Below are 22,403 nucleotides of genomic sequence, written 5' to 3' on the forward strand. Positions count from 1 at the left end.
CGCCTCCATCTCGCCTCTCCTCGTTCCAGCCGGCGGGCGCGAGGCGCCCGCTCAGGCCTTGTGGATCAGGTCGAACACCAGCCGCTGCAGCGCCTTGTCGTCGTCCAGGCTGCCGTGGGTGGTGGCCTCGGTCGAACGGCTGGAACTGCCGTCGATTGCCGTGGCGCTGGGCAACCGGGCGATGTCCGAATGCGGGCTGGCCACCGCCATCATCTGCGCGCCCCACGGCAGGGTGGCGCGAGCCGGCACCAGGTCGCGCTCCAGGCCCAGGATCGGCGTCTCCTTCTTGTCCTCGAACGAGCGCGAGACCAGGTACAGCAGCGAATGGCCGTAGGGCTTGCAGGTCGGGTCGGCGCGCTCGGCCGCATCGGTCAGGTGCGCCACCAACAGCTTGGTCCCGGTCTTCAGTACCGCCTTGCCCAGGGTGCGGTCGAACTCGTCGACCCGCACCGCCGGCGCGATCAGGCTGACCGAGCGCAGGTCGAAACCGGCCTGGATGGCCGCCGCGCCCAGGTGCGAATGGAGGATGCCGCCGGCCGAGTGTCCGATCAGGTGCAGCCGGATCTTCGGCAACCCGTATTCCTTGCCCTTGGCCTTGTACAGGTTGAACAGCATGCGCACGCCCGACCCGGGGTTGCTGCTGATCCGGGCCGCGTTCTCCTTCATTTCGCTCCACAGCGGACGACCCAGCGGGCGGGCGATACCTTCCACGCGCTGGTTCCACCATTCCTTCCAGTTGTCCTTGACCTTCTGCCACGCGCCGGATGCGCGCGCCTCGTCCGGTGCGATCTTGTCCTCGATCATGTTGGTGACGGTCTTGATCGCGCCGGTTTCCCACATCAGGAACACCGGGAAGATCTTCTCGTCATAGAGTTTCGGTACCCACAGCTTGGCCGACTGGGCCGCCGCGTCCTCGTTGTTGAGGCCGCCGTGGGCGTAGATGGCGATGTCCACCGCCTGGTTGGCGCGCATGCCCCACTTGCGGCAGGCCTCCTTGAGGTGGATGCGCAACAGCGCGTCCACGTCCGATTCCTGGGTGCGGAACTGGCCGCGCTGGCTCAGCTTGCCGTTGTTCTCCATGTTGATGATGAACGGGCTCAGCTCGTGCGCGGCCAGGATCGGATTGCTGGAAACCACGCCCTTGCCGCTGGTATCGATGCGCAGCGAGGTCGCATCGGCGATCGCCTCGTGCTCGGCGGTGACCACGCCCAGCTGCGCGACCCAGCAGTCCATCGCGTTCTCCAGCCAGTCGCTGTAGCGCAGCACCGCCAGTCCACTCTTGCCCCAGACATTGCCCCAGGAGTTGTGGACGATGAAACCGTCGCGCGTGTAGCCGACGATGGCGAATGCATGCCCGCCGTCGGGGCTGCCGGTCTTGCGCTTGATCACCGGCAGGTCGGCCGGGTCTTCCGGTCGCGGCACCGGCTGGTCGAGCAGGAGTTCTTCCCAGCCGCCATGGGTGAAGGCGCTGGCGTACAGCGCGCCGACCTGGTCGATGGCCACGTGCATGTCGCGCAGCGAGCGTGGGTCCAGGCGGTAGTACGCGCCGAGCGGGCGCTTGATCGCGTCGGTCCACCAGTCCTCGCTCGCCGCCTGCTTGGGCACCGGCATGTCCATCTTCGGCCACAGCCGCGCGCTGCTGGCGCCATGGCGCAGCCAGCCCTTGAGCGCGCCGCGCAGCGAGGAGCCGGAGTCGGCCTCCGGACCGCCGTCGTCGTTCTCGGCCCACTCGTCGTAGCGGCGCGCCATGCTGTAGAGCATGAACGGCGACATCGACTCGACATGGCGGCCGGCGCGTACCAGCAGGTACTCGATCACCACCGCCAGCGAATAGCCGGTGCAGGCGCTGGTCATGCCCTGGTCGAGCATGGGCCGCACGTCCGGCGGATAGCGCACGTCCTGTGGCGCTGATGAGACCGGCGGCTGGTACTCCCAGTCGCGCAGGTCGACCGAGTCCGGCCGCACGTTGAAGACGCGGCTGGTGCGCTTGCGCGCGGTGCCCACGGCGGTCAGCTCGAGCATTTCCAGCGGCGCCATCTCCGGCCGGCCGGGTGCGACCAGCGAACGGGGCGAGGCTTTCTTCGCGGCGCCCGCGCCAGCGCGGCGCCCGCCGCGCACCGGCGCGGCCGCGTGCCGCGCGTAAGCGGCAGCCATTTTTTCGTCGTAGCGGTTCTGCCGATAACCGGGGCCGTTATAGAGGCTGGCGAACTTGGCCCAGTCCTTGCGGCGCAGCGGCACGATCAGCGGCGAGCCGGGTCGAGCCAGCAGGCTCGCGAACGCTTCCAGTTGTCCGTCGGCGCCACCGGCATTGCACTCCACGAAGCGCCCGACGCTGTCGAAACCGCACAGCGCGTAATTGAAGCCCATGATCTGGAACGCGCCCCAGCTGGCCGACTGCATCGCCGCGGCCGGGTCCAGCGCGGCGGCCTTGTCCAGCCGCTTCCATTCGCCGGCCAGCGAGCCCGAGTACTGGCGCCGGTCCCACTTGGGATAGCTGATGTTCGGATGGCTGGCGCTGTACCGCCCCGCGGTGAGCCTGTGGAAGATGTGGCCCTCGAACAGGATCTTCGGCCGGCGATCGGGTGCGGGCAGGAAGCCGCTGCCGCTGGATTCGACCTCGGCGATGGCTTTCAGGGCGGGCAGTTCGACCTGGAGGCGGGCCGCCAGCTGCTTCCACATCGCATCGCTGACGCTGCGCTTGATATCCGTGTCCATGCGGGCTCCACTCCATGACAGGTGACTACGAGGACAACGCAGGCGGGCCGTGGCTCAGGACACCGGTCGCCGCTTTCGTGAGCGGTTCAGCGCAGGTAGGTCGACAGGTCCTCGGGCAGGCGGATGTCGACCAGGCGCCAGCGCAGGCCCTGGCGCTGCAGGACGAACACAGTGCGGTGCCCGTTGGCGTGCTCGAGGGTGCCGGTGAAACGCGACAGCGATTCGTAGCGCAGGCGCGTGCCCTGCAGCGGGCGCGCCGGTTCGGCCTCCGCCCAGGTGTCGCCACCCACCGTGCGGCCGCCCGTGCGCTGCCACAGCACGTGGCCCTGCAGCAGGGCACCGATGCCAAGCGGCGTGGCCAGGGTGTCGACCGCCACGCCGCTGGCGCTGCCGGCTACCGCCAGGGCCAGGGCGCCGAAGAAGTTGCCTGCCACGTCCTCGCCGGCGGTCCGGACCATGCGATCGTCCAGCTGCGCCTTGAGGTTGACCCGCAGCCGCGGGAAGTCGACATGCCGTTCGAGGGCGGCGGCATCGCGTTGCGCGATCGCGCGTTCGATCCCGCGCACCGCCAGCCAGGGGCCGGCGGCCACCCAGGCGAGCAGCGCCAGCAGCAACAGCACGAGCGCTGCGACGATCCCGCGCAGCGGTGGCGCACGGCGGCCAGGAACGGGAGGCGGCGCGGGTTTCGGATCCATGGCTCAGAACTCCAGGTCCAGTGCAGCGCAAAGGTAGTCGATGAACGGCCCCAACGCAGCCAGGTCGGTTTCGAGGGTCTTCCTCAGGCGCGGACCGGTCATGGCCGCATCATCCAGCGGCCGCGTGAACACCCAGTTGCGGTGCTTGAGGTCGTCGATGAACTCGAAATCGGCCGGGAAGCCGCGCGGTGCGCGCGACAGCACTTCGCTGTCATCCAGTTCGAAGCGCCGCCGCAAAGCCGGCGCGTGCGCGGTCTTCTTCCAGGCGCCGGGGTTGTCGAGGATGAACTGGCGAACGCGACGCTGGGTATCGGGCTCCGGGTGCCACAGGCCGCCACCGACGAAGCTCTCGCCTGGCTGCAGGTGGACGTAGAACGACGGCGCGGGAACCTCGCGGCGACGCTCGTGGAACAGCCGCGCGCCCTGCCACGGCTTGTACGGCGACTTGTCATTGGAGAAGCGCGCGTCGCGGTAGATACGGAACAGCGATCCGCCGATCGTGCGTGGATCGGCGCGGAAGTGCGGACTCACCGCGGCCAGTCCAGGCTGCAGGTCGGTGATCAGGCGCAGGAACGGCTGGCGCACGTGCGCCTCGTAATCCTCGCGGTGGGCTTCGAACCAGGCCTTGTCGTTGTGCCGGGACAGGCCGCGCAGGAACTTGAAACTGGCAGCGCTGAAATACGTGCTCACAGGGTCGCCTGCAGTTCGCGGCCCCAGTGCTCGAGCGGATCGAGCAGGGCCAGCTTGGACGGGTCGCCGGCGTGGGTTGCGCGCAGCGTGGCGATCTCGGCGAAGTAGCCGTCAAGACCGTACTCGGACAGTTCGCTGCCGTCGGCCAGCCGGCGGCGGCGATAGTCATCCCAGCGTCCGCGTTCGGCGGGCGTCAGGGTCTCGGGCCAGTTGCGCGCGCGATAGCGGAACAGCAGTTCAGGCAGGCGCGGGTCGCGGAAGTCGAAGGCGCGCGTGCCGAGCTCGGCCGGCGCGGTGGCGCGCACCTGGGTGCACAGCCGCTTGTCGCCTTCACCGCAGAAACCGGAATACAGCGCGCCGTCCACGTCGCCGTCGGCGTAGTCGCGGCCGGTGGCGTAGACCTGGCGTGCCTTCTCGGCCAGGGCCGGCCCACGCTCGCGCAGGCGCACGGCCTTGGCCTGCAGCGTATCCGGATCCAGCCCCAGGCGCTGGAAATCCTCCGGGCGCAGGTGCGCCCAGGGCACCAGCATCGGCGACCGGTTCAGGTGCACTTCCTTCAGCGGCACGCGGGCTACCCCGGGCGGCAGGTCGGCGACGGGCGTGTAGAGCCGCTCGGCGATGCCAGCGGCGTCCTGTTCGATCAACGCATCGATGTCGCCATCCAGGTCGAACACGATCACCCGGTTGCTGATCGACGGATGCACGCTCAGCGGCAGGACCATCGCCGCGCACAGGCGGCTGGCCGGATAGCGTTGCGATACATGCAGCACCGGCTGCATCGCGAAGGTGTCCACCAGGCCGGCGGCGTGGCGCTTGTCGCGCAGCTTCAGCGCGTAGTCCCACAGCCGGGGCTGCGACTGGCGCAGCAGGCGCGCCAGGCCGATCGTCGCGTACACGTCCGAGAGCGCCTCGTGCGCATCGCCCTCGCGTACACCGTTGGCCAGCGCCAGGTGCTCGAGCCGGAACGAGGTGGCGCCGTCTTCGCGCTTCGGCCAGGTGATTCCTTCGGGGCGCAGCGCGTGCGCCAGGCGCAGCACGTCGAGCAGGTCCCAGCGCGAGTTTCCGTTGCGCCACTCGCGCTCGTAGGGATCGAAGAAGTTGCGGAACAGGGTGTGGCGGACGAACTCGTCGTCGAAGCGCAGCGAGTTGTAGCCGAGCGTGCAGGTGCCGGGACGCGAGAGTTCGTCGACGATGCGCGCGGCGGCTTCGGCCTCGACCACCCCATCGCGCAGGGCCTGTTGCGGCGTGATGCCGGTGATCAGCGTGGCGATGGGCGAGGGCAGCAGGTCTTCGGCGGGCTGCACGAACAGGCTGACCGGGTCCTCGACCACCTGCAGCGCGCTGTCGGTGCGGACCGCGGCGAACTGGGCGATGCGGCTGCGCCGGGGATCGGCGCCGAAGGTTTCCAGGTCGTAGAACAGGAAGCTGTCGGTCATGGGCTGCCTTCGCGCTAGCGCGCGTCCTCCAGGACCGGCAGGCGCTCGTGGACGATGCGGTCCAGCGCGCTCCAGTCGACCGCGGACAGGTCGTCGTGGCCCTGCGTGGCCTGCTCCAGGATCGTGCGCTGGATCTCGCTGCGCTCCAGCGCGACCGCGTAGGGAATGCGCATGAAGGTGACCATGGCGTAGTGCGGCACGAAACGATGCGGGTGGCGCTCCTGCAGGGCGCGCTCCAGGTCGCGTTGCAGCAGGAAGCGCGGGTCGTCGACCCGGTCGCGCATCTCGATGTAGTTTTCCAGCGCCATCGCCTGGATCGCCGCCGCGTTGGGCCGGCGCTCGGCCTCGAACGCGGCGAACGCCTGTGCAAGCGTGGGATGCGCGTCCATGGCGTCGGCCAGCGCCACGCAGTCCTCGAAGGCGCAGTTCATGCCCTGGCCGTGGAACGGCACCATCGCGTGGGCGGCATCCCCGAGGACCACCGCGCGGCCGCCCAGGTGCCAGCGGTCCAGGTACAGCGTGCCGAGCAGGCCTGGCGGGTGCTGTTCCCAGTCCTGTTCCAGGTCCGGGATCAGCGGCAGCGCGTCGGGGAAATCGCGTGCGAACAGCGCACGGACTTCCTGGCCGCTGCGCACGCTGGCGAAGCTGGGGTCGATGCCCGGTGCCCCGTCGCCGCCGGGCCGTCCATGGTTGGGCAGGAACAGCGTGACCGTGAAGGTGCGCTCGTCGTTGGGCAGCGCAATGCACATGTAGTGCCCGCGCGGCCAGATGTGCAGCGCGTTGGGCTCGATCCGGTAGCCGCCGTCGGCGCCGGGTGGGATCGTCAGTTCCTTGTACGAGTGGTCCAGGAACTCGGTGCGCTCGCCGATCCCGGCCTTGCGCACCATCTCGCCACGCAGGGCCGAACCTGCGCCGTCGCTGCCGATCAGGGTGGAGAAGCGGATGTCATGCGGCTGGTCGTCGCGGTCGTCGATCAGGCGCGCCGAACCCGCATCGAAGTCAACCGTGTGCAGGCGCCGGTGGAAATGGATCGTGGCGCCGGCGCGTTCGGCGGCGCGGAGCAGGGCGATGTTGAGGTCGGCACGGTGCACCGACCAGATCACTTCCGAATCGTCGCGTCCATACCGTTGCAGCTGCAAAGACCCGTCCAGGCCGTGGATCAGGCGCCCGCGCATCATCACCGCCTGCGCCATGACCGCGTCCTCGACGCCGGCCGCGCGCAAGGCGTGGCGTCCGCGTTCGGCCAGGGCCAGGTTGATCGAGCGCCCGGACTCGTAGCCCTTGATCCGCGGGTCGCCACGCCGCTCGTATACGGTGACCTTCCAGCCTCGCTGCGAGAGCAGGATGGCCAGCAGCGAGCCGGCCAGGCCGGCGCCGACGAGGGTCAGGCCGCGCTCGCGCGGCGCGGGCTCAGACCCCACGCCAATGCTCCACTTCCTCGACGAATCGCAGGACGTCGGCGAAGCGGTTGTACAGCGGCGCCGGCGAGATCCGGATCACGTCAGGTTCGCGCCAGTCGCCGAGGATGCCGGTATCGCGCAGGTACCCGAACAGTTCGCGGCCGCGCTCGCGCCCGCCCGCCACGCGCAGCGAAAGCTGCGCGCCGCGCCGGGACGGATCGGCGGGGGTGATGATCTCCAGCGTGCCGGCCAGGCGCTGGCGGATGAGCTGGTCGAGGAAGCCGGTGATCTTCTCCGACTTGGTACGCAGCACGGCCATGCCGCCGGCGCGTTCGAACTGGTCCAGCGAGGCACGCAACGGGGCCAGTGCCAGCACCGGCGGATTGGACAGCTGCCAGCCCTCGGCGCCGGCGGCTGGAACGAATTCCGGCGCCATGCGGAAGCGGGTGGCCGCATCGTGGCCCCACCATCCGGCCAGTCGCGCCATGCCCGATTGGCCATGCCGTTCGTGCACGAAGCAGCCGGCGACGGCACCCGGACCGGCGTTGACGTACTTGTAGTGGCACCACACCGCGAAGTCCGCGCCGCTGTCGTGCAGCGCCAGCGGCAGGTTGCCGACCGCGTGGGCCAGGTCGAAACCTGCGACCGCGCCCTGGGCCCGCGCCAGCCGTGCGATTTCCGGCAAATCGAAAGCCTGGCCGGTGCGGTACTGGATGCCGGGCCACAGCACCACCGCCAGGCGCGGACCGTGTTCGGCGATCGCCCGCTCGATCGCCTGCATCGACAGCGTGCCGTCGGGCTCGTCGGGCTGTACCTCGACCAGGTCGGCGGCCGGGTCGAATCCGTGCAGGCGGATCTGCGATTCCACGGCATGCCGGTCCGACGGGAACGCGCCGGCCTCCATCAGGATCACCGGCCGCTCGCGGGTGGGCCGGTAGAAGCTGGCCAGCATCAGGTGCAGGTTCACCGTCAGCGTGTTCATCGCCACCACTTCGCCCGGCTGCGCGCCGACCAGGCGCGCCAGCGGTTCGCGCACCAGGCCGTGGTAGGTCATCCAGCCGGTGTCGCCGCTGAAGTGACCCTCGACCGCCTCGCCGGCCCACTTGTCCATCACCTCCAGCACGTGCGCCCGCGCGCCGCGCGGCTGCAGGCCCAGCGAGTTGCCGACGAAGTAGGTCTGCTCGCGGTCGCGGTGCCTGGGGATCAGGAACTCGTTGCGGAACGGACGCAGCGGGTCGGCGGCGTCCATGGCGAGGGCGTGGGTGCGGGCGCTTGCGGTGGCGTGACTCATGGATTCCAGGTACGGAAGAGGGTGGGCAGCCGCATCAGGTGATGTCGGCCAGCGATTCGGGTTGCGGGTCGTAGCGCGCGGGGCGCGGGTTGAGGTGCCCGCAGTGGCTGCACGTACGATGCGCCTCGGAGCCGTAGAAGCGTTCGAACACCGGCGGGAAGTCCTGCTCGATGTCGCGCAGGTGGAAATACTCTTCGTACAGCTTGTGGTTGCAGCGTTCGCAGAACCACAGCAGGCCGTCGTCCTCGTGCGCGAGCCGGCGTCGCTCGACCACCAGGCCGACGCTGCCGGGCATGCGTTGCGGCGAATGCGGCACCCGCGGCGGCAGCAGGAAGATCTCGCCGGCGCGGATCGGGATGTCGCGCAAGACGCCCGGGCCGCCCTGCGGGTTGTCCTGCACGCGCAGCACCATTTCACCTTCGAGCTGGTAGAACCACTCCGGGCCTTCGTCCCAGTGGAAGTCGGTGCGCGCGTTCGGGCCGCCGACCACCATCACGATGAAATCGCCGTCGTAGATGCACTTGTTGCCGACCGGCGGCTTGAGCAGGTGCCGGTGTTCCTCGATCCAGGCCTGCAGGTTGAGCGGGGCGGGCAGCATGGCGGATTCCTGCGCGGTGCCGGGGCCGGCACTTGAAAGCGGATGGCTCAGCGGTTCTCGCGATCCTGGCGGATGCGGGCGAGGGCGGCGTCGTACTTGCCGGACAGGCAGTCGATCGTGTCGATGTCCATGCCCAGGTGGTGCACGCGACCATCCTTCAGGCTGTAGACCCAGCCGTGCACCGTCAGTTCCTGCCCGCGCGCCCACGCATCGCGGACGATCGTGGTCTGGCAGACGTTGACCACCTGCTCGAGCACGTTGAGCTCGCACAGGCGGTCGTGTTGCAGCTCCAGGCCGCCACTATGGTGCAGGCAGTCGGCATGGCGGTCGGCCACGTCGCTCACGTGGCGGATCCAGTTGTCGACCAGGCCCAGCCGCAGCCTGGTCAGGCCGGCGTAGACACCGCCGCAGCCGTAATGGCCGACGACCAGGATGTGCTTGACCTTGAGCACGTCGACGGCGAACTGGATCACCGACAGGCAGTTGAGGTCGGTGTGGACCACGACATTGGCCACGTTGCGGTGGACGAAGACCTCGCCCGGCGCCATGTCGATGATCTGGTTGGCCGGCACCCGCGAATCGGAGCATCCGATCCACAGGAATTCCGGCGCCTGCTGCTGCGACAGCCGCGAGAAGAATTCCGGATCCTCGGCGCGCACGCGCTCGGACCAGGCATGGTTGCGGCGGATCAGTTCGTTCAGTTCGTCGGCCATGCCGGCATTATCACAGACCCGGGCCGGTCGCCGCTCGCACCCCGTGCCGGGTGGCCGCGCGCCGGTTCAGTCCCGTGGCCTTGCCAGCCGGTCGGCCATGAGTGCGGCCACCCCGGCGGCGGCTTCGCCTGGCAGCTGCCCAAGGCCGGCGATGGCGCCTTCGACATTGGCCACCGGATGGTTCTGGTTGAGCTTGAACTTCAGCTCGACCCGGTCCGGCTCGAAGCGGAACCCGACGATGCCGCGCAGCTGCGAACGCTCGCGCGGGTTGTCGTGGTCGTAGCGCCATTGGCCGCCCACCTGCGCTTCGAAGCGCTCGCCCAGGCGGGCGACGATCGAGGCGAGCGCCGCTTCCTCGTGCAGCGGCTGCAGGATCCCGGCCAGGTGCGCGACCGCGTAGTTCCAGGTCGGTACGCGGGCCGCGTCTTCCTTGTCCGCATACCAGCCCGGCGAAATGTAATGGTGCGGGCCGTGAACGAGCAGCAGGGCGGGGCCCGCATGCGCGGCCTGCGGATTGGGCCGCGCCCAGTGCCCTTCGATCAGGATGCGGCCGCCATCGCGCGCATACAGCACCGGCAGGTGCGACACGACCGGCAGGCCATCGGCGCCGCAGGTCACCAGGGTGGCGAACGGATCGCGCGCTACCAGCCAGTCCAGGCCGGCGAGGTCGTGTTCGGCGAAGGCGTGGGGTGTGTACATGGGCGTGGTCGTTCCCGCTGACGGGAACGCCTGCCGGCTCAGGCCCGGCGGCCGAGGTTGACGGTCATCTGCGCGACCAGTTCCTCGTCGCTATCGGCGCGAGGGGGTGCGATTTCGTCCAGCGAAAAGCCGCGCTCCAGCGCGTCTTCCTCGTCCATGCCATCGAACTCGACGAAACCGGCGTCCATCAGCAGTGCGCGCGCGGTGTCTTCGCTGTCATAGGTGTGCAGGTTGCCGTTGTGGTCGAGCACCTCGCCGGTGCCGCCTTCGCGTTCGCCCAGTCGTGCCCAGTGCAGGACGTGGCCCAGCGTGGCCAGCCACCAGGACTGGTGCAGGGAAGCATCGGGATTCATGGCATTACCTCGGCGACCAGCCAGAGCAGGCCTGCCATCGACAGGCCGAAGATGATGGTGAGCAGGGCGATCCGCGCCGGCGTGGCCAGGCCGCTCAGCGAGCGGTCGGGGGTGGCGCGGTAGCCGCCGCCCAGCAGCCAGCGCAACGCAGCCGGATTGGCGAAGGCGCCCGGCCCGAAGTCCGCGGAGGTGCCGGCATGCCGGTCACGCACGTGGACCAGGGTCAGCGGCCAGAAGATCACGAAGGCGGTGGCCCCGGCGATGGCCACGCCGACGAAACACAGGGCGAAGAACAGGATCATGGTGCTTGTGACATCCACATCAGGTTGAACCCCGGCACATGCACGTGCCGGGTCTTGCGAGGGGCTCGCATGTCAGAACTCGGCGCTGCCTGGCGCGCGCGGGTATGCGATCGCGTCGCGGATGTTGGACAGCCCGCACACGTACACCACCAGCCGCTCGAAGCCCAGGCCGAAGCCGGCATGCGGCACGCCGCCATAGCGGCGGAAGTCGCGGTACCAGCCGTAGTGTTCCGGATCCAGGCCGAACTGGGCCATGCGCGCGTCGAGCACGTCCAGGCGCTCCTCGCGCTGGCTGCCGCCGATGATCTCGCCGATCCCCGGCGCCAGCACGTCCATCGCCGCGACGGTCCTGCCGTCGTCGTTCAGGCGCATGTAGAACGCCTTGATGTGCTCGGGATAGTTCATGACCACCACCGGGCGGCCGACGTGTTCCTCGGTCAGCCAGCGCTCGTGCTCGGTCTGCAGGTCCAGGCCCCACTCGACGGGGAAGTCGAACTTCTTCCCGGATTTCTGCAGCAGGGTGATCGCCTCGCTGTAGTCGATCCGCTCGAACGGCGCGTTGATGAAGCCTTCGAGCTTGGTGATCGCATCGGGCTGCACGCGTTCGGCGATGAAGGCCATGTCGTCGGCGCGTTCTTCCAGCACCGTGCGGAACAGGTACTTGAGGAAATCCTCGGCCAGGTCGGCGTCGGCGGCCAGGTCGGCGAAGGCGATCTCCGGCTCGATCATCCAGAACTCGGCCAGGTGCCGGGTGGTGTTGGAGTTCTCGGCGCGGAAGGTCGGGCCGAAGGTGTAGACCTTGCTCAGCGCCAGGCAGTACGCCTCCACGTTGAGCTGGCCGGACACGGTCAGGAAGGTTTCCTTGCCGAAGAAGTCGCGGGAGAAATCCACCGCGCCGTCCTTGCCGCGCGGCAGGTTGGCCAGGTCCAGGGTCGAGACGCGGAACATCTGGCCGGCGCCCTCGGCGTCGGAAGTGGTGATGATCGGCGTGCTGATCCAGTAGAAGCCGCGTTCGTGGAAGAAGCGGTGCACGGCCTGGGACAGGCAGTGGCGGATGCGGGTCACCGCGCCGAACAGGTTGGTGCGCGGGCGCAGGTGGGCGAACTCGCGCAGGTATTCCAGCGAATGCTGCTTGGGCTGCATCGGATAGGTCAGCGGATCCTCGACCCAGCCCACCACCTCGATCCTGGAGGCCTGGATCTCGAAGCTCTGGCCCTGGCCCTGCGAGGCGACGAGGGTGCCGGTGGCGATCACCGAACAGCCCGAAGTGAGGTGCTTCACTTCCGATTCGTAGTTGGCCAGCGTGGACGGCGCAACGACCTGGATGGCGGCGAAGCAGGAGCCATCGCTGACGTTGACGAAGCTCAGCCCGGCCTTGGAGTCGCGACGGGTCCGCACCCAGCCGCGTACCGTGACCTCGCCGCCGGCGGGGATCCTGCCCGCAAGCGCATGTTCGACGCTGACCACCGTCATGGCTTGAATCCTTCTGGCCTGGGGCCCATCTGTGAGAGCGGAAGTGTAGCGGCTGCGGCCGCGCGGTTGCGAGGCACCGATGCCCGCGCCGCGCCGCAGCGTCCTGCGGCCGATATCAATCCCGGCACCGGCGAGGCGCCGGCCCCGCCTATAATCGACGGGCAATCCTGGAGGTTCCTGATGGCCGTAACCCTGACCCCTGTCGCCCTGGAGCGCGTGCAGCGCTTCCTGCAGCACGACCCGGCCGCGCTGGGCCTGCGCTTCGGCGTGACCCGCACCGGTTGCTCCGGCTGGGGCCACGTGGCCGACCTGGCCCGCGACAGCCGTGAAGGCGACGCGGTGTTCGAGCAGTCCGGCGTGCGCATCTTCGTGGACGCCGACAGCCTGCCGCTGGTGGACGGTACCGAGATCGATTTCGCCCGGCAGGGACTGGGCGAGACCTTCGTCTTCAACAATCCCAACGCCACGGCCGGATGTGGCTGCGGCGAGAGCTTCACCACCGGCGAGGCCTGAGCGCCTGCGGCTTCGAGCGGAGACTTCCGGCACGGCGCCGTCGGCCCGCGACGGGTTAGGCTTGGGCTTTGCCGTCCAGCTGGAGACTCCATGCGCCGCACCGTCCTCGCCGCCGCCCTGGCGGCCTGCTGCTTCCCCGCATTCGCCGCCCCCGCCGCACGCGAGCCGGCCGTCGCGTCGCGCAACGAAGCCGCAGTCGCACTGCATCGCCTGTTCGATGCCGAGTGGGAGCGCGGCCTGCGCGAATCCCCGGAAAATGCCGCCTACCAGGGGGATCGGCGCTACGACGACCGCTGGAGCGACATGAGCCTGGCGGCCATCGCCCGGCGCGAGGCGGCCGATCGCGAAGCGCTGGAAGCGCTGCAGCGGATCGACCGCGCGTCGCTGTCGCCGGCCGACCAGCTCAACTACGACACGTTCGCCTGGCTGCAGGAACGGGCGGTGGCCAGGCAGAAGTTCCGTGAGTACCTGCAGCCGATCGGCCACCAGGGCGGAGTGCAGACCGCCGACGGCATCGCCGAGCTGCTGCCGTTCGCCAGCGAGCAGGACTACCGCAACTGGATCGCCCGCCTGCATGCGCTGCCGGTGCTGCTGGAGCAGAACACCGCCCTGATGAAAGCGGGCGCGGAGGCCGGCAGCATGCCGCCGAAGGTGCTGATGCAGCGCGTGCCGGCGCAGATCCGCGGCCAGGTGGTGGAGGATCCCGCGAAGAGCCCGTTCTACAAGCCGTTCCTGAAGATGCCCGAATCGATCCCGGCGGCCACGCAGGAAGCGCTGCGCAAGCAGGCGCGCGAGGCGATCGCATCGCAGGTGGTCCCCGCCTATCGGGAATTCGGCCGTTACTTCGAGCAGGACTACCTGCCGCGGGCCCGCGACACCATCGCCGCGACCGATCTTCCGGATGGCCCGGCCTACTACGACTTCCTCGCCGGCTGGTACACCACCACCGACCTGACCGCCGGGCAGATCCACGAAATCGGCCTGAAGGAAGTGGCGCGGATCCGCGCGGAGATGGAGAAGATCCGCGCCGAGGTCGGCTTCAAGGGCGACCTGCACGCCTTCTTCCAGCACCTGCGCACCGATCCGAAGTTCTTCCACAAGGATCCGGCCGACCTGCTGGAGGCCTACCAGGCCCTGTCCAAGCGCATCGATCCGGAACTCGTGAAGGTCTTCCGCACCATCCCGCGCCTGCCGTACGGGGTGCGTGCCATTCCCGACAACATCGCCCCGGACACCACCACGGCCTACTACCAGCCCGGCGCGGTGGACGGGAGCCGGGCAGGGTTCTACTACGTCAACCTGTACAAGCCCGAGGTGCGGCCGACCTGGGAAATGCTGGCCCTGTCCCTGCACGAAGCCGTGCCGGGCCACCACTTCCAGTTCGCCCGCGGGGCCGAGCTGCCGGACCTGCCGATGTTCCGCCGCACCGCCTACTTCGTCGCCTACGGCGAGGGCTGGGGCCTGTACGCCGAGCGCCTGGGCTACGACATGGGCCTCTACGACGACCCCTACGACCGCATGGGCCAGCTGGCCTACGACATGTGGCGCGCGGTGCGGCTGGTGGTGGATACCGGCATGCACGCCAAGGGCTGGAGCCGGCAGCAGGCGATCGACTTCTTCATGGACAACTCGCCCAAGACCGGACAGGACGTGGTCAACGAGATCGACCGCTACATCGCCTGGCCGGGCCAGGCCCTGGCCTACAAGATCGGCCAGCTGCGGATCTCGGCCCTGCGAGAGGAGGCGGCGCGCGAACTGGGTCCGGCCTTCGACGTGCGCGACTTCCACGATGCGGTCCTGGATACCGGCTCGGTACCCCTTGAGACGCTCGAGAAGCGTGTCCGGACCTGGATCGCCGAGCGAAAGCGGGCCGGCAAGCCGGGCTGAATCCCGGGGTCAGGGCGGTCCGGGGGAGAGTATGGGCCGGGCCGGGCGTACCCGGCCCGGAACCGCGGGCCCCCGGCCGTGCCGCTATCCAGACCGGATCTGTACCCGGGATTTGCGTCCAAGTGCCTGACCCTGCATAATTTCCGGCTCCCTGCGCTACCTGGTGCGGGGAGACCTTGCCCCACCGCATCCAGTTCCGGATCGACGGGGGGCTGCCAGGCCTGCAAGGGCCGCATCCACGAGGAAGACACAATGCGTCATTACGAAGTCGTGTTCCTGGTCCATCCGGACCAGAGCGAGCAGGTGCCGGCCATGATCGAGCGCTACAAGTCGCTGATCGAAGGCTCCAGCGGCACCATCCACCGCCTGGAAGACTGGGGCCGCCGCCAGCTGGCCTACCCGATCCAGAACCTGGTCAAGGCCCACTACGTCCTGTTCAACATCGAGGCCAGCCAGCCTGCGATTGACGAGCTGGTCGAGACCTTCCGCTTCAACGACGCGATCCTGCGCCACCTGGTGATCCGCCGCGATGGCCCGGACACCGAGCAGTCGCTGATCATGAAGAGCAAGGACGAGAAGGGCGACAAGCCCGAGCGTGGCGAGCGCCGCCGCCGTGACGAAGAAGGCGAGGGCGCACCTGCTGCTGCTGCCGCCGACAACGACGGCGACAACGCCGAAGCCGCCTGATCTCGCCCCCTAGGAGCACACACATGTCCAAGTTCTTCCGTCGCCGCAAGTTCTGCAAGTTCACCGCCGAGGGTGTCAAGGAGATCGACTACAAGGATCTCAACACCCTGCGCCAGTACCTGACCGAGAACGGCAAGATCGTTCCGAGCCGCGTGACCGGCACCAAGTCGCGTTACCAGCGCCAGCTGTCGACCGCGATCAAGCGCGCGCGCTTCCTGGCCCTGATCCCGTACACCGACAACCACGACGTGTGATGCGGGTCCTTCGCAACAGTCCGCGCATCCACCTGCGGACTGCTGGCGAAGGGCGCCCCGGGTCACACCCGCTGTCGAAACACACCCGTCCTATTCGGACAGCACTCGTTGCGGCGCCCCGGCGCCGCTAACGGATAACGGAGCAAGACAATGCAACTGATCCTCCTGCAGAAGGTGACCAACCTCGGCAACCTCGGCGACAAGGTCGACGTGAAGCCGGGCTACGGCCGCAACTTCCTGGTCCCGCAGGGCAAGGCCGTGCCGGCCACCGCCGCCAACGTGGCCGAGTTCGAGGCCAAGCGCGCCGACTACGAGGCCAAGGCCAAGGCCAACCTTGACGGCGCCCAGGGCCGCGTCGCCCAGCTGGAAGGCGCCAGCGTGACCTTGAAGGTCAATGCTTCCACCGAAGGCAAGCTGTACGGCTCGGTCGGCCCGCGCGATATCGCCGACGCCTTCACCGCCGCCGGCCTGCCGCTGGAGAAGAGCGAAGTGGTGATGGGCGAAGGCCCGATCCGCCACATCGGCGAGTTCGACGTGCTCGTGCACCTGCACGCGGACGTCGAGACCACGGTCAAGGTCGTGGTCCAGCCGGAAGCCTGATCCATCCGGCCATGGCATGACGAAGGGCGCCGCAGGGCGCCCTTCGCTTTTGTGCGGCGCCGTCGCGGCCGGTGAGATGCCCACCGGTTATGCACAGGGTTATCTGCAACGTCCCCTCTGCCGAGGCGACTACCATGGCCGATCCCGTTCCCTTCCTTCCCTCCGCACGCAGCCTGGAGTCCAGCGCCCCGATGTCCGCACGCCCCGGCTTCCGCAACGACCGCAGCGACCGCAGTGATGCCCGCATCGAGCAGCTCCGGGTTCCGCCCAATTCGGTCGAGGCCGAACAGGCGGTACTGGGCGGATTGATGCTCGCCCCCGAGTCCTACGACGCGGTCGGCGACGTGCTGGTGGAGAACGACTTCTACCGGCGCGACCACCAGCTGATCTTCAGGGCGATTCGGGAGCTGGCGGAGAAGAGCCGCCCGTTCGACGCGGTCACCCTGGGCGAGTGGTTCGATTCGCAGGGCTATTCCGAGCAGATCGATGGCGGTGCCTATCTGGTCGAGCTGGCGACGACGACGCCTTCGGCCGCCAACATCCGCGCCTACGCGGAGATCGTCCGCGACAAGGCGGTGCTGCGGCAGCTGATCGAGATCGGCACCGGCATCGTCAACAACGGCTTCCAGCCCGAAGGCCGCGACAGCGCCGAGCTGCTGGCCAAGGCCGAGCAGGAGGTGTTCGCGATCGCCGAGGCCGGGTCGCGTGGACGCCAGGACTTCACCCCGGTCAACCGCGCGCTGACCGAAGCCTTCGAGGTGCTGCAGAGCCGCTACAACAGCGGCGGCGGCGTCACCGGCCTGCCCACCGGCTACACCGAATTCGACGAGATGACCGCCGGCCTGCAGCCGACCGACCTGATCATCCTGGCCGCGCGCCCGGCGATGGGCAAGACCACGCTGGCGCTGAACATCGCCGAGTACGGGGCGATGAAGTCGAAGAAGGCCGTGGCCGTGTTCTCGATGGAAATGTCGGCCTCGCAGCTGGCATTGCGCCTGATTTCCTCGATGGGCCGGGTCAATGCGACCCGCCTGCGTACCGGCCAGCTCGAGGACGAGGACTGGAGCCGCGTCACCAGCGCGATCCGCATGTTGCGCGACGTCAAGATATTCATCGACGACACCCCGGCGCTGTCGCCCGACGTGCTGCGTTCCAAGGCGCGCCGGCTCAAGCGCGAGCACGGCCTGGGCCTGATCGTGATCGACTACCTGCAGCTGATGCAGGTGCCGGGCAACAACGAGAACCGCGCCACCGAGATTTCCGAGATCAGCCGCTCGCTCAAGGCGCTGGCCAAGGAGCTCAACGTGCCGGTGATCGCGCTGTCGCAGCTCAACCGCTCGCTGGAAACGCGTACCGACAAGCGTCCGGTGATGGCCGACCTGCGCGAATCGGGCGCCATCGAGCAGGATGCGGACCTTATCGTCTTCATCTACCGCGACGACTACTACAACCGCGAGAATTCGCCGGACAAGGGCCTGGCCGAAGTCATCATCGGCAAGCAGCGAAGCGGCCCGACCGGCTCGCTGAAGCTGAAGTTCTTCGGCGAGTACACGCGCTTCGACAACCTGACCCACGACGCGGTCGGCGTGTTCGAGTAGCGCGGTTCCAGGGAGGTGGCGGCTGCGTGACAGGCCGCGCGCGCCCTTACCCGGCGCTCACGATCGGCGCCGTAGCATTGCCCGTCCGTGGCCGGAATGGCCATGTTTACCATGCACAGGAGCGTGTCCATGATCCGCAAGCAGACTTCCTTCGTCCTCGCCGCCGCGCTGCTCACCGTCGCCGTGGCCGGCTGCCAGACCACCGACCCGTACACCGGCCAGCAGCAGGCCAACCGTACCGGCACCGGTGCGCTGATCGGCGCCGGCATCGGCATCGCCGCGGGCCTGCTGACCGGTGACAGCGCCGTCGAGCGCCGGCAGCACGCGATGATCGGCGCCGGCATCGGCGGCCTGACCGGCGGCGCGATCGGCAACTACCAGGACCGGCAGCAGGCCGCGTTGCGCGAGAAGCTGCAGGGCACCGGCGTCGACGTGGCGCGCAAGGGCGACAACATCACCCTGAACATGCCGGGCAATGTCACCTTCGCCTTCAACAGCGCCAACATCGACCCGAGCTTCTATCCGGTGCTCAACGACGTGGCCGGCGTGCTGCGCGAGTACAACCAGACCGTGGTCGAGGTGGCTGGCCATACCGACAGCATCGGCAGCGAGGCGGTCAACCAGCGCCTGTCGGAGCAGCGTGCCGGCGCCGTCGCCCAGTACCTGTCCGCGCAGGGCGTGCAGCAGGAGCGCCTGATCACCATCGGTGGCGGCAAGCGCTATCCGATCGCCAGCAACGACACCGAGGCGGGACGCGCGGCGAACCGCCGGGTCGAGATCACCCTGGTGCCGGTGCAGTCGTAAACCGATCCCCCGGCCGCGGGCTCGCGGAGTCGACGAAGAAAACGGGCCGCTTTGCGGCCCGTTTTTTTGGCGCGAGATCGCGGATGTGGAGGAGCCGCAGCTCAGCCTGTGACCTGTTCGAGGATGCGCTTGCCTTCCCGTCCGGCGGACTCTTCATCCGTGGAGGCGCTCGCTGCAGCGGCCTGGCTTTTGAGCTCTCCGGTGACGCTGCACATCGCCGGGCACTGGGCCATCATGTAATCGGCGTTGGAGCTAAGCCGTTCGACCAGGAAGTCGACGAAGGCGCGCACTTTCGGCGACACCACCCGGCCCCGCGGGAACACCGCGTTGAGGTCGACCTCCGGACCGGTCCAGCCGGCCAGTACGCGCCGCAGCACGCCGGCCTCCACGTACGGCTTTGCGGTGACGTCGCTGGCCAGGGTCAGGCCTTCGCCGCACAGCACCGCGCCCAGCAGGGCGGATGGATCGTTGGCGGCCATCAGCGGGTTGATCGGATATTCCACCGTGCGGCTGCCGTCGCTGAGCGGCCAGGTGATGCGCGAGGGATGGTGGTGGTAGCTCTTGCGGACCGCGACGATGCGATGGTGCTGCAGTTCGTCCGGATGCAGCGGTTCGCCGTGCTTGGCGATGTAGTGCGGGCTGGCGAAGATCTGGGTCCGGAAGCTGGCCAATCGCCGCGCGACCAGGCTCGAGTCGGGCAGGGTGCCGACGCGCAGGGCGACGTCGATCTCGTTGCCGATCATGTCCACCGGATCGTTGCTCATGTGCATGTCCAGGCGGATGTCGGGGTAGCGTTCGTGGAATTCGCCCAGCAAGGGCGATATCCAGGCGATGCCGATCGAGTAGGAAACGGTGAAGCGCAGCCAGCCACGCGGGCCGCCCTGCAACTGGCCGACCGCGCTTTCGGCTTCGTCCAGTTCGTGGGCGATGCGCTGGCAGTGCTCGTAGTAGACGTTGCCGGCTTCGGTCAGGCCCAGCCGGCGCGTGGTCCGGTGCAGCAGCTGCGCGCCCAGGCGCGTTTCCAGTTCCTGCACCTTGCGGCTGACGGTGGTCTTGGGCAGGCCGAGGGTCTTGGCCGCGGCGATGAAGCTGCCCTGTTCAACCACCTTGACGAAGACCAGGGTGTCGTTGAGGTCGTATGCCATGTCGGAAATCCGGGAGGAGGAGAAGGGATTGGCCCTTCGGCGGGATGATTATTCCCTTTAATCAGGACTAATCAAGTCCTGATTGGCGGCGTAACTTGGCCGGCATCCCCCGTAGCCCTGGCCACCCGCATGTGGATCGCCAAGTTCATGTCCCACCTGTTTCCGTCACCGGCCCCAAGCCGGGAGCGGGTTTTCATTCGGCCCGGGCTGGGTGAGAGCAGGCCCACCGGGCATTTCCGGGAGTTCACCGTCCCGCCGCGCTACCAGCGCGGTGGCGTGGGCGAGGCCAGGAAGGCATCGAAATCCATTAGGTGCCCGGATGGGATTATCCCGTGTGTGGGAGGAAATATCCCGTGAGCGGGATGCTTTCCCCCGAGATCCTGGTGCTGGGCGCCAGTGGCCGGGTCGGTTCCGGCGTGGTGGCCGCGCTGCTGGAAGCAGGCAGCCCGGTGCTCGCCGTCGGACGCGACGACAGCCGGCTGCAGGCGTTGGCGCAGAGGCATGCCGACGAGCCGGCGCTGGAGCTGCTGGCCGGGTCGGTGGCGACCGACCGCGAAGCGGCACGACTGGCCGCGCAGGTCGCCGAACGCCCGCGTCGACTGCGCGCGGTCATCGATACGATCGCCGGCCCGCGTCGCAGTGCCCGCCTGCTCGATCGTCGCGCCACGGTCCTGCGCCACAGCCTGGATCGCGGCCTGCTGCCGCACCTGACCGCCGCGCGCCACCTGCTGCCGCTCCTGGCCAACGACAGTCGCCAGGGCGAGGTCGATGCAGCGCGCTACCTGCTCATCGGCGGCCCGCAGGCCGAGTGCGGCTGGGCCGGGTACGGACATGCATCGATCACCGGAGCGGCGCTGCGCATGCTGGCCAAGGTGCTGCACGAAGAGGCACTGCCTCTGGGCGTGCGCCTGCAGCTGCTGGCGGTCGATGCGCCGGTCTGGGATGCCGACAACGCCAGCTCCGCCTGCAGCGGCTGGCACGCCGCGCTCGCGGTCGGGCGCAGCGCGGTGTCGCTGGTCGCCGGCAGCGGACGGCCCGATTGCATCGTGGCCTGTTCCGCGCGCGACGCCATTCCCGCGAGTCCCTTGCTGGCGCGTGACTTCGCCCAGGCGCTGCAGGCCGCGGCAGGTACCCATGACGGCGACCGTGCCGCGGCCTGATGCGGGCTTCCGCCTGCTGCTTTCCTCCACTTCTGCCTACTCCGATCCCCGCGAGGCTTCCCCCATGAACATCCATTCCTTCTTCCATGCGCCGTCACCGCGGCTCCTGCGCCTGGGCGCCGCCAGCGTGCTGGCGATGGCGGTCCTGGCCGGTTGCAGCGGACAGGCCAGCGAACAGGCCCCGCCTCCGCAGGTCGGCGTCGCGCAGGTCCCCATCAGGCAGGTCAGCCAGTGGGACGAGTTCAGCGGTCGCATCGAGGCGGTCGAGAGCGTCGACCTGCGTCCGCGCGTTTCCGGCTACATCGAGCAGGTCAACTATCGCGAAGGGCAGGAGGTGAAGAAGGGAGATGTGCTCTTCACCATCGACGCACGCAGCTATCGCGCCGAGCTGGCCCGGGCGCAGGCCGAACTGTCGCGGGCGCGGGCACGTGCCGACCTGGGTCGCCGCGAAGCCGACCGCGCACGCCGCCTGTCAGAGCAGCAGGTCATCGCCGTGGAAACCTTCGAGCAGCGACGTTCCGCGTCCGAGCAGGCACAGGCCGACGTGGCCGCGGCGCAGGCCGCGGTCGATACGGCGCGGCTGGCGCTGGACTGGACCCAGGTGCGTGCGCCGATCGATGGTCGCGCCGGGCGTGCGCTGGTGACCGCCGGCAATCTCGTCGGCGCCGGCGATGCCGCCAGCGTGCTGACCACCGTGGTCTCGCTGGACAAGGTGCACGTGCATTTCGACGCCGACGAACGCAGCTTCCTGCGCTACGCGGAGCTGGCGCGCAAGGGCGAGCGGCCCAGCGAACGCGAAGGCACGCTGCCGGTGCAGGTGGCGCTCGCCGACGAGACCGGTTTCCCGCACGAAGGCAGGGTCGACTTCCTCGACAACCAGGTCGATCCGGGCACCGGCACCATCCGTGCCCGCGCGGTACTCGACAACGCCGACCGCCGCTTCACGCCCGGCCTGTATGCACGCGTTCGCCTGCCCGGCAGCGGTGCATTCAAGGCTGCCCTGGTCGACGACAAGGCGGTGCTCACCGACCAGGACCGAAAGTACGTCTACGTGGTCGATGCCCAGGGCAAGGCGCAGCGGCGCGATGTACGCCTCGGGCGCCTGGCCGACGCCGATGGCCCGACCGATCGCCCGACAGGCGGCGCGCCCCTTCGCATCGTCGAAGCCGGCCTTTCGGCAGGCGACCGGGTGATCGTCAGCGGCGTGCAGAAGGTGTTTTTCCCCGGAATGCCGGTCGAGTCGCGACCGGTTGCGATGGGCGCACCCGCAACCGCTGCGGCTCCCGCCGTCGCCGCCAACTGAACTGACGCGCCACGCGCTCCTTGCCCGCTCCTGCCGCCACCCCGGCAGGGGCAGGGCGCCCCCATTCCCACGTTCCAGGAAATCCAC

22 protein-coding genes are annotated in these 22,403 nt (G+C 68.8%); 9 read left to right on the plus strand and 13 right to left on the minus strand.

The genetic code is table 11. The features are described from left to right. Positions 1-51: 51 nt before the first annotated feature. The 12 genes from CSC65_RS04440 to asnS all read right to left on the minus strand — a co-directional run bounded on the left by CSC65_RS04440 (position 52) and on the right by asnS (position 12,365). Complete coding sequence (locus tag CSC65_RS04440; protein WP_162408808.1) at positions 52-2,715, minus strand: N-acetylmuramidase domain-containing protein; 2,664 nt, start codon at positions 2,713-2,715, stop codon at positions 52-54. 86 nt (positions 2,716-2,801) lie between these two features. Next, positions 2,802-3,410 carry a DUF2939 domain-containing protein gene (locus tag CSC65_RS04445; protein ID WP_202922827.1) on the minus strand — a complete coding sequence of 203 codons (609 nt, stop codon included), beginning with the start codon at positions 3,408-3,410 and terminating at the stop codon, positions 2,802-2,804. A gap of 3 nt (positions 3,411-3,413) precedes the next feature. Continuing rightward, positions 3,414-4,100, minus strand: coding sequence for a DUF2461 domain-containing protein (locus CSC65_RS04450; RefSeq protein ID WP_162408810.1), 687 nt, complete (start codon positions 4,098-4,100; stop codon positions 3,414-3,416). Beyond that, entirely contained in the window at positions 4,097-5,536 is a 1,440-nt protein-coding gene (gene sbcB, locus CSC65_RS04455) for an exodeoxyribonuclease I (protein ID WP_162408812.1), read from the minus strand. The genes CSC65_RS04450 and sbcB overlap by 4 nt, the downstream gene beginning before the upstream one ends. Before the next feature lie 14 nt (positions 5,537-5,550). Further along, a complete protein-coding gene (locus CSC65_RS04460; protein WP_162408814.1) occupies positions 5,551-6,957 on the minus strand; it encodes an FAD-dependent oxidoreductase in 1,407 nt (468 codons plus the stop codon). Then, positions 6,947-8,227: a kynureninase gene (kynU, locus tag CSC65_RS04465; protein WP_162408816.1), complete on the minus strand. Its 1,281-nt coding sequence runs from the start codon at positions 8,225-8,227 to the stop codon at positions 6,947-6,949. Before kynU ends, CSC65_RS04460 begins: the two co-directional genes overlap by 11 nt. A 34-nt stretch (positions 8,228-8,261) precedes the next feature. Continuing rightward, positions 8,262-8,825 carry a 3-hydroxyanthranilate 3,4-dioxygenase gene (locus tag CSC65_RS04470; RefSeq protein ID WP_162408818.1) on the minus strand — a complete coding sequence of 188 codons (564 nt, stop codon included), beginning with the start codon at positions 8,823-8,825 and terminating at the stop codon, positions 8,262-8,264. A gap of 47 nt (positions 8,826-8,872) precedes the next feature. Further along, positions 8,873-9,538, minus strand: coding sequence for a carbonate dehydratase (gene can / locus CSC65_RS04475; RefSeq protein WP_162408820.1), 666 nt, complete (start codon positions 9,536-9,538; stop codon positions 8,873-8,875). 66 nt (positions 9,539-9,604) lie between these two features. Then, positions 9,605-10,237: an FMN-binding negative transcriptional regulator gene (locus tag CSC65_RS04480; RefSeq protein WP_162408822.1), complete on the minus strand. Its 633-nt coding sequence runs from the start codon at positions 10,235-10,237 to the stop codon at positions 9,605-9,607. Between the two features lie 38 nt (positions 10,238-10,275). After that, a complete protein-coding gene (locus CSC65_RS04485) occupies positions 10,276-10,590 on the minus strand; it encodes a hypothetical protein (protein ID WP_162408824.1) in 315 nt (104 codons plus the stop codon). Next, positions 10,587-10,892 (minus strand): hypothetical protein, encoded by a 306-nt coding sequence (locus CSC65_RS04490; protein WP_162408826.1) that lies wholly within the window; start codon positions 10,890-10,892, stop codon positions 10,587-10,589. Before CSC65_RS04490 ends, CSC65_RS04485 begins: the two co-directional genes overlap by 4 nt. Before the next feature lie 72 nt (positions 10,893-10,964). Then, positions 10,965-12,365 (minus strand): asparagine--tRNA ligase, encoded by a 1,401-nt coding sequence (gene asnS, locus CSC65_RS04495; protein ID WP_162408828.1) that lies wholly within the window; start codon positions 12,363-12,365, stop codon positions 10,965-10,967. A gap of 180 nt (positions 12,366-12,545) precedes the next feature. On the opposite strand from asnS, the gene CSC65_RS04500 reads away from it, so the two are divergent. From CSC65_RS04500 to CSC65_RS04530, 7 genes are all read left to right on the plus strand, one after another. After that, positions 12,546-12,878 (plus strand): HesB/IscA family protein, encoded by a 333-nt coding sequence (locus CSC65_RS04500; RefSeq protein ID WP_162408830.1) that lies wholly within the window; start codon positions 12,546-12,548, stop codon positions 12,876-12,878. Positions 12,879-12,968: 90 nt separating this feature from the next. Then, positions 12,969-14,765: a DUF885 domain-containing protein gene (locus tag CSC65_RS04505; RefSeq protein ID WP_162408832.1), complete on the plus strand. Its 1,797-nt coding sequence runs from the start codon at positions 12,969-12,971 to the stop codon at positions 14,763-14,765. A 252-nt stretch (positions 14,766-15,017) separates the two neighbouring features. Then, positions 15,018-15,452: a 30S ribosomal protein S6 gene (gene rpsF / locus CSC65_RS04510; RefSeq protein ID WP_162408834.1), complete on the plus strand. Its 435-nt coding sequence runs from the start codon at positions 15,018-15,020 to the stop codon at positions 15,450-15,452. A gap of 23 nt (positions 15,453-15,475) precedes the next feature. Next, a complete protein-coding gene (gene rpsR, locus CSC65_RS04515) occupies positions 15,476-15,706 on the plus strand; it encodes a 30S ribosomal protein S18 (RefSeq protein WP_052633502.1) in 231 nt (76 codons plus the stop codon). A gap of 150 nt (positions 15,707-15,856) precedes the next feature. Further along, a complete protein-coding gene (gene rplI / locus CSC65_RS04520; RefSeq protein WP_162408836.1) occupies positions 15,857-16,306 on the plus strand; it encodes a 50S ribosomal protein L9 in 450 nt (149 codons plus the stop codon). 191 nt (positions 16,307-16,497) lie between these two features. After that, entirely contained in the window at positions 16,498-17,904 is a 1,407-nt protein-coding gene (locus CSC65_RS04525) for a replicative DNA helicase (protein ID WP_162408838.1), read from the plus strand. 129 nt (positions 17,905-18,033) lie between these two features. Beyond that, positions 18,034-18,708 carry a YiaD family glycine zipper/OmpA-like lipoprotein gene (locus CSC65_RS04530; RefSeq protein WP_238390272.1) on the plus strand — a complete coding sequence of 225 codons (675 nt, stop codon included), beginning with the start codon at positions 18,034-18,036 and terminating at the stop codon, positions 18,706-18,708. 101 nt (positions 18,709-18,809) lie between these two features. Here the strand turns inward: CSC65_RS04530 and CSC65_RS04535 are convergent, their stop codons facing one another. Beyond that, positions 18,810-19,853, minus strand: coding sequence for a LysR family transcriptional regulator (locus tag CSC65_RS04535; RefSeq protein WP_162408840.1), 1,044 nt, complete (start codon positions 19,851-19,853; stop codon positions 18,810-18,812). A gap of 362 nt (positions 19,854-20,215) precedes the next feature. Between CSC65_RS04535 and CSC65_RS04540 the strand changes: the two genes are divergently transcribed. Both CSC65_RS04540 and CSC65_RS04545 read left to right on the plus strand, forming a co-directional pair. Next, complete coding sequence (locus CSC65_RS04540; RefSeq protein WP_238390283.1) at positions 20,216-21,013, plus strand: SDR family NAD(P)-dependent oxidoreductase; 798 nt, start codon at positions 20,216-20,218, stop codon at positions 21,011-21,013. Positions 21,014-21,077: 64 nt separating this feature from the next. After that, on the plus strand, positions 21,078-22,316 hold the full coding sequence (locus CSC65_RS04545; protein ID WP_162408844.1) for an efflux RND transporter periplasmic adaptor subunit: 1,239 nt from the start codon (positions 21,078-21,080) through the stop codon (positions 22,314-22,316). Positions 22,317-22,403: the final 87 nt, after the last annotated feature.

It is taken from the genome of Pseudoxanthomonas daejeonensis (genome assembly GCF_010093205.1).
Classification (GTDB): Bacteria; Pseudomonadota; Gammaproteobacteria; order Xanthomonadales; family Xanthomonadaceae; genus Pseudoxanthomonas; species Pseudoxanthomonas daejeonensis.

What these genes read in the sequence shown, in the direction of transcription:
- CSC65_RS04440 (WP_162408808.1), bottom strand. Translation starts at nt 2,715, where the DNA reads ATGGACACGGATATCAAGCGCAGCGTCAGCGATGCGATGTGGAAGCAG.
- CSC65_RS04445 (WP_202922827.1), bottom strand. Translation starts at nt 3,410, where the DNA reads ATGGATCCGAAACCCGCGCCGCCTCCCGTTCCTGGCCGCCGTGCGCCA.
- sbcB (WP_162408812.1), bottom strand. Translation starts at nt 5,536, where the DNA reads ATGACCGACAGCTTCCTGTTCTACGACCTGGAAACCTTCGGCGCCGAT.
- kynU (WP_162408816.1), bottom strand. Translation starts at nt 8,227, where the DNA reads ATGAGTCACGCCACCGCAAGCGCCCGCACCCACGCCCTCGCCATGGAC.
- CSC65_RS04470 (WP_162408818.1), bottom strand. Translation starts at nt 8,825, where the DNA reads ATGCTGCCCGCCCCGCTCAACCTGCAGGCCTGGATCGAGGAACACCGG.
- can (WP_162408820.1), bottom strand. Translation starts at nt 9,538, where the DNA reads ATGGCCGACGAACTGAACGAACTGATCCGCCGCAACCATGCCTGGTCC.
- CSC65_RS04480 (WP_162408822.1), bottom strand. Translation starts at nt 10,237, where the DNA reads ATGTACACACCCCACGCCTTCGCCGAACACGACCTCGCCGGCCTGGAC.
- CSC65_RS04485 (WP_162408824.1), bottom strand. Translation starts at nt 10,590, where the DNA reads ATGAATCCCGATGCTTCCCTGCACCAGTCCTGGTGGCTGGCCACGCTG.
- CSC65_RS04490 (WP_162408826.1), bottom strand. Translation starts at nt 10,892, where the DNA reads ATGATCCTGTTCTTCGCCCTGTGTTTCGTCGGCGTGGCCATCGCCGGG.
- asnS (WP_162408828.1), bottom strand. Translation starts at nt 12,365, where the DNA reads ATGACGGTGGTCAGCGTCGAACATGCGCTTGCGGGCAGGATCCCCGCC.
- CSC65_RS04500 (WP_162408830.1), top strand. Translation starts at nt 12,546, where the DNA reads ATGGCCGTAACCCTGACCCCTGTCGCCCTGGAGCGCGTGCAGCGCTTC.
- CSC65_RS04505 (WP_162408832.1), top strand. Translation starts at nt 12,969, where the DNA reads ATGCGCCGCACCGTCCTCGCCGCCGCCCTGGCGGCCTGCTGCTTCCCC.
- rpsF (WP_162408834.1), top strand. Translation starts at nt 15,018, where the DNA reads ATGCGTCATTACGAAGTCGTGTTCCTGGTCCATCCGGACCAGAGCGAG.
- rpsR (WP_052633502.1), top strand. Translation starts at nt 15,476, where the DNA reads ATGTCCAAGTTCTTCCGTCGCCGCAAGTTCTGCAAGTTCACCGCCGAG.
- rplI (WP_162408836.1), top strand. Translation starts at nt 15,857, where the DNA reads ATGCAACTGATCCTCCTGCAGAAGGTGACCAACCTCGGCAACCTCGGC.
- CSC65_RS04525 (WP_162408838.1), top strand. Translation starts at nt 16,498, where the DNA reads ATGTCCGCACGCCCCGGCTTCCGCAACGACCGCAGCGACCGCAGTGAT.
- CSC65_RS04530 (WP_238390272.1), top strand. Translation starts at nt 18,034, where the DNA reads ATGATCCGCAAGCAGACTTCCTTCGTCCTCGCCGCCGCGCTGCTCACC.
- CSC65_RS04535 (WP_162408840.1), bottom strand. Translation starts at nt 19,853, where the DNA reads ATGGCATACGACCTCAACGACACCCTGGTCTTCGTCAAGGTGGTTGAA.
- CSC65_RS04540 (WP_238390283.1), top strand. Translation starts at nt 20,216, where the DNA reads ATGCTTTCCCCCGAGATCCTGGTGCTGGGCGCCAGTGGCCGGGTCGGT.
- CSC65_RS04545 (WP_162408844.1), top strand. Translation starts at nt 21,078, where the DNA reads ATGAACATCCATTCCTTCTTCCATGCGCCGTCACCGCGGCTCCTGCGC.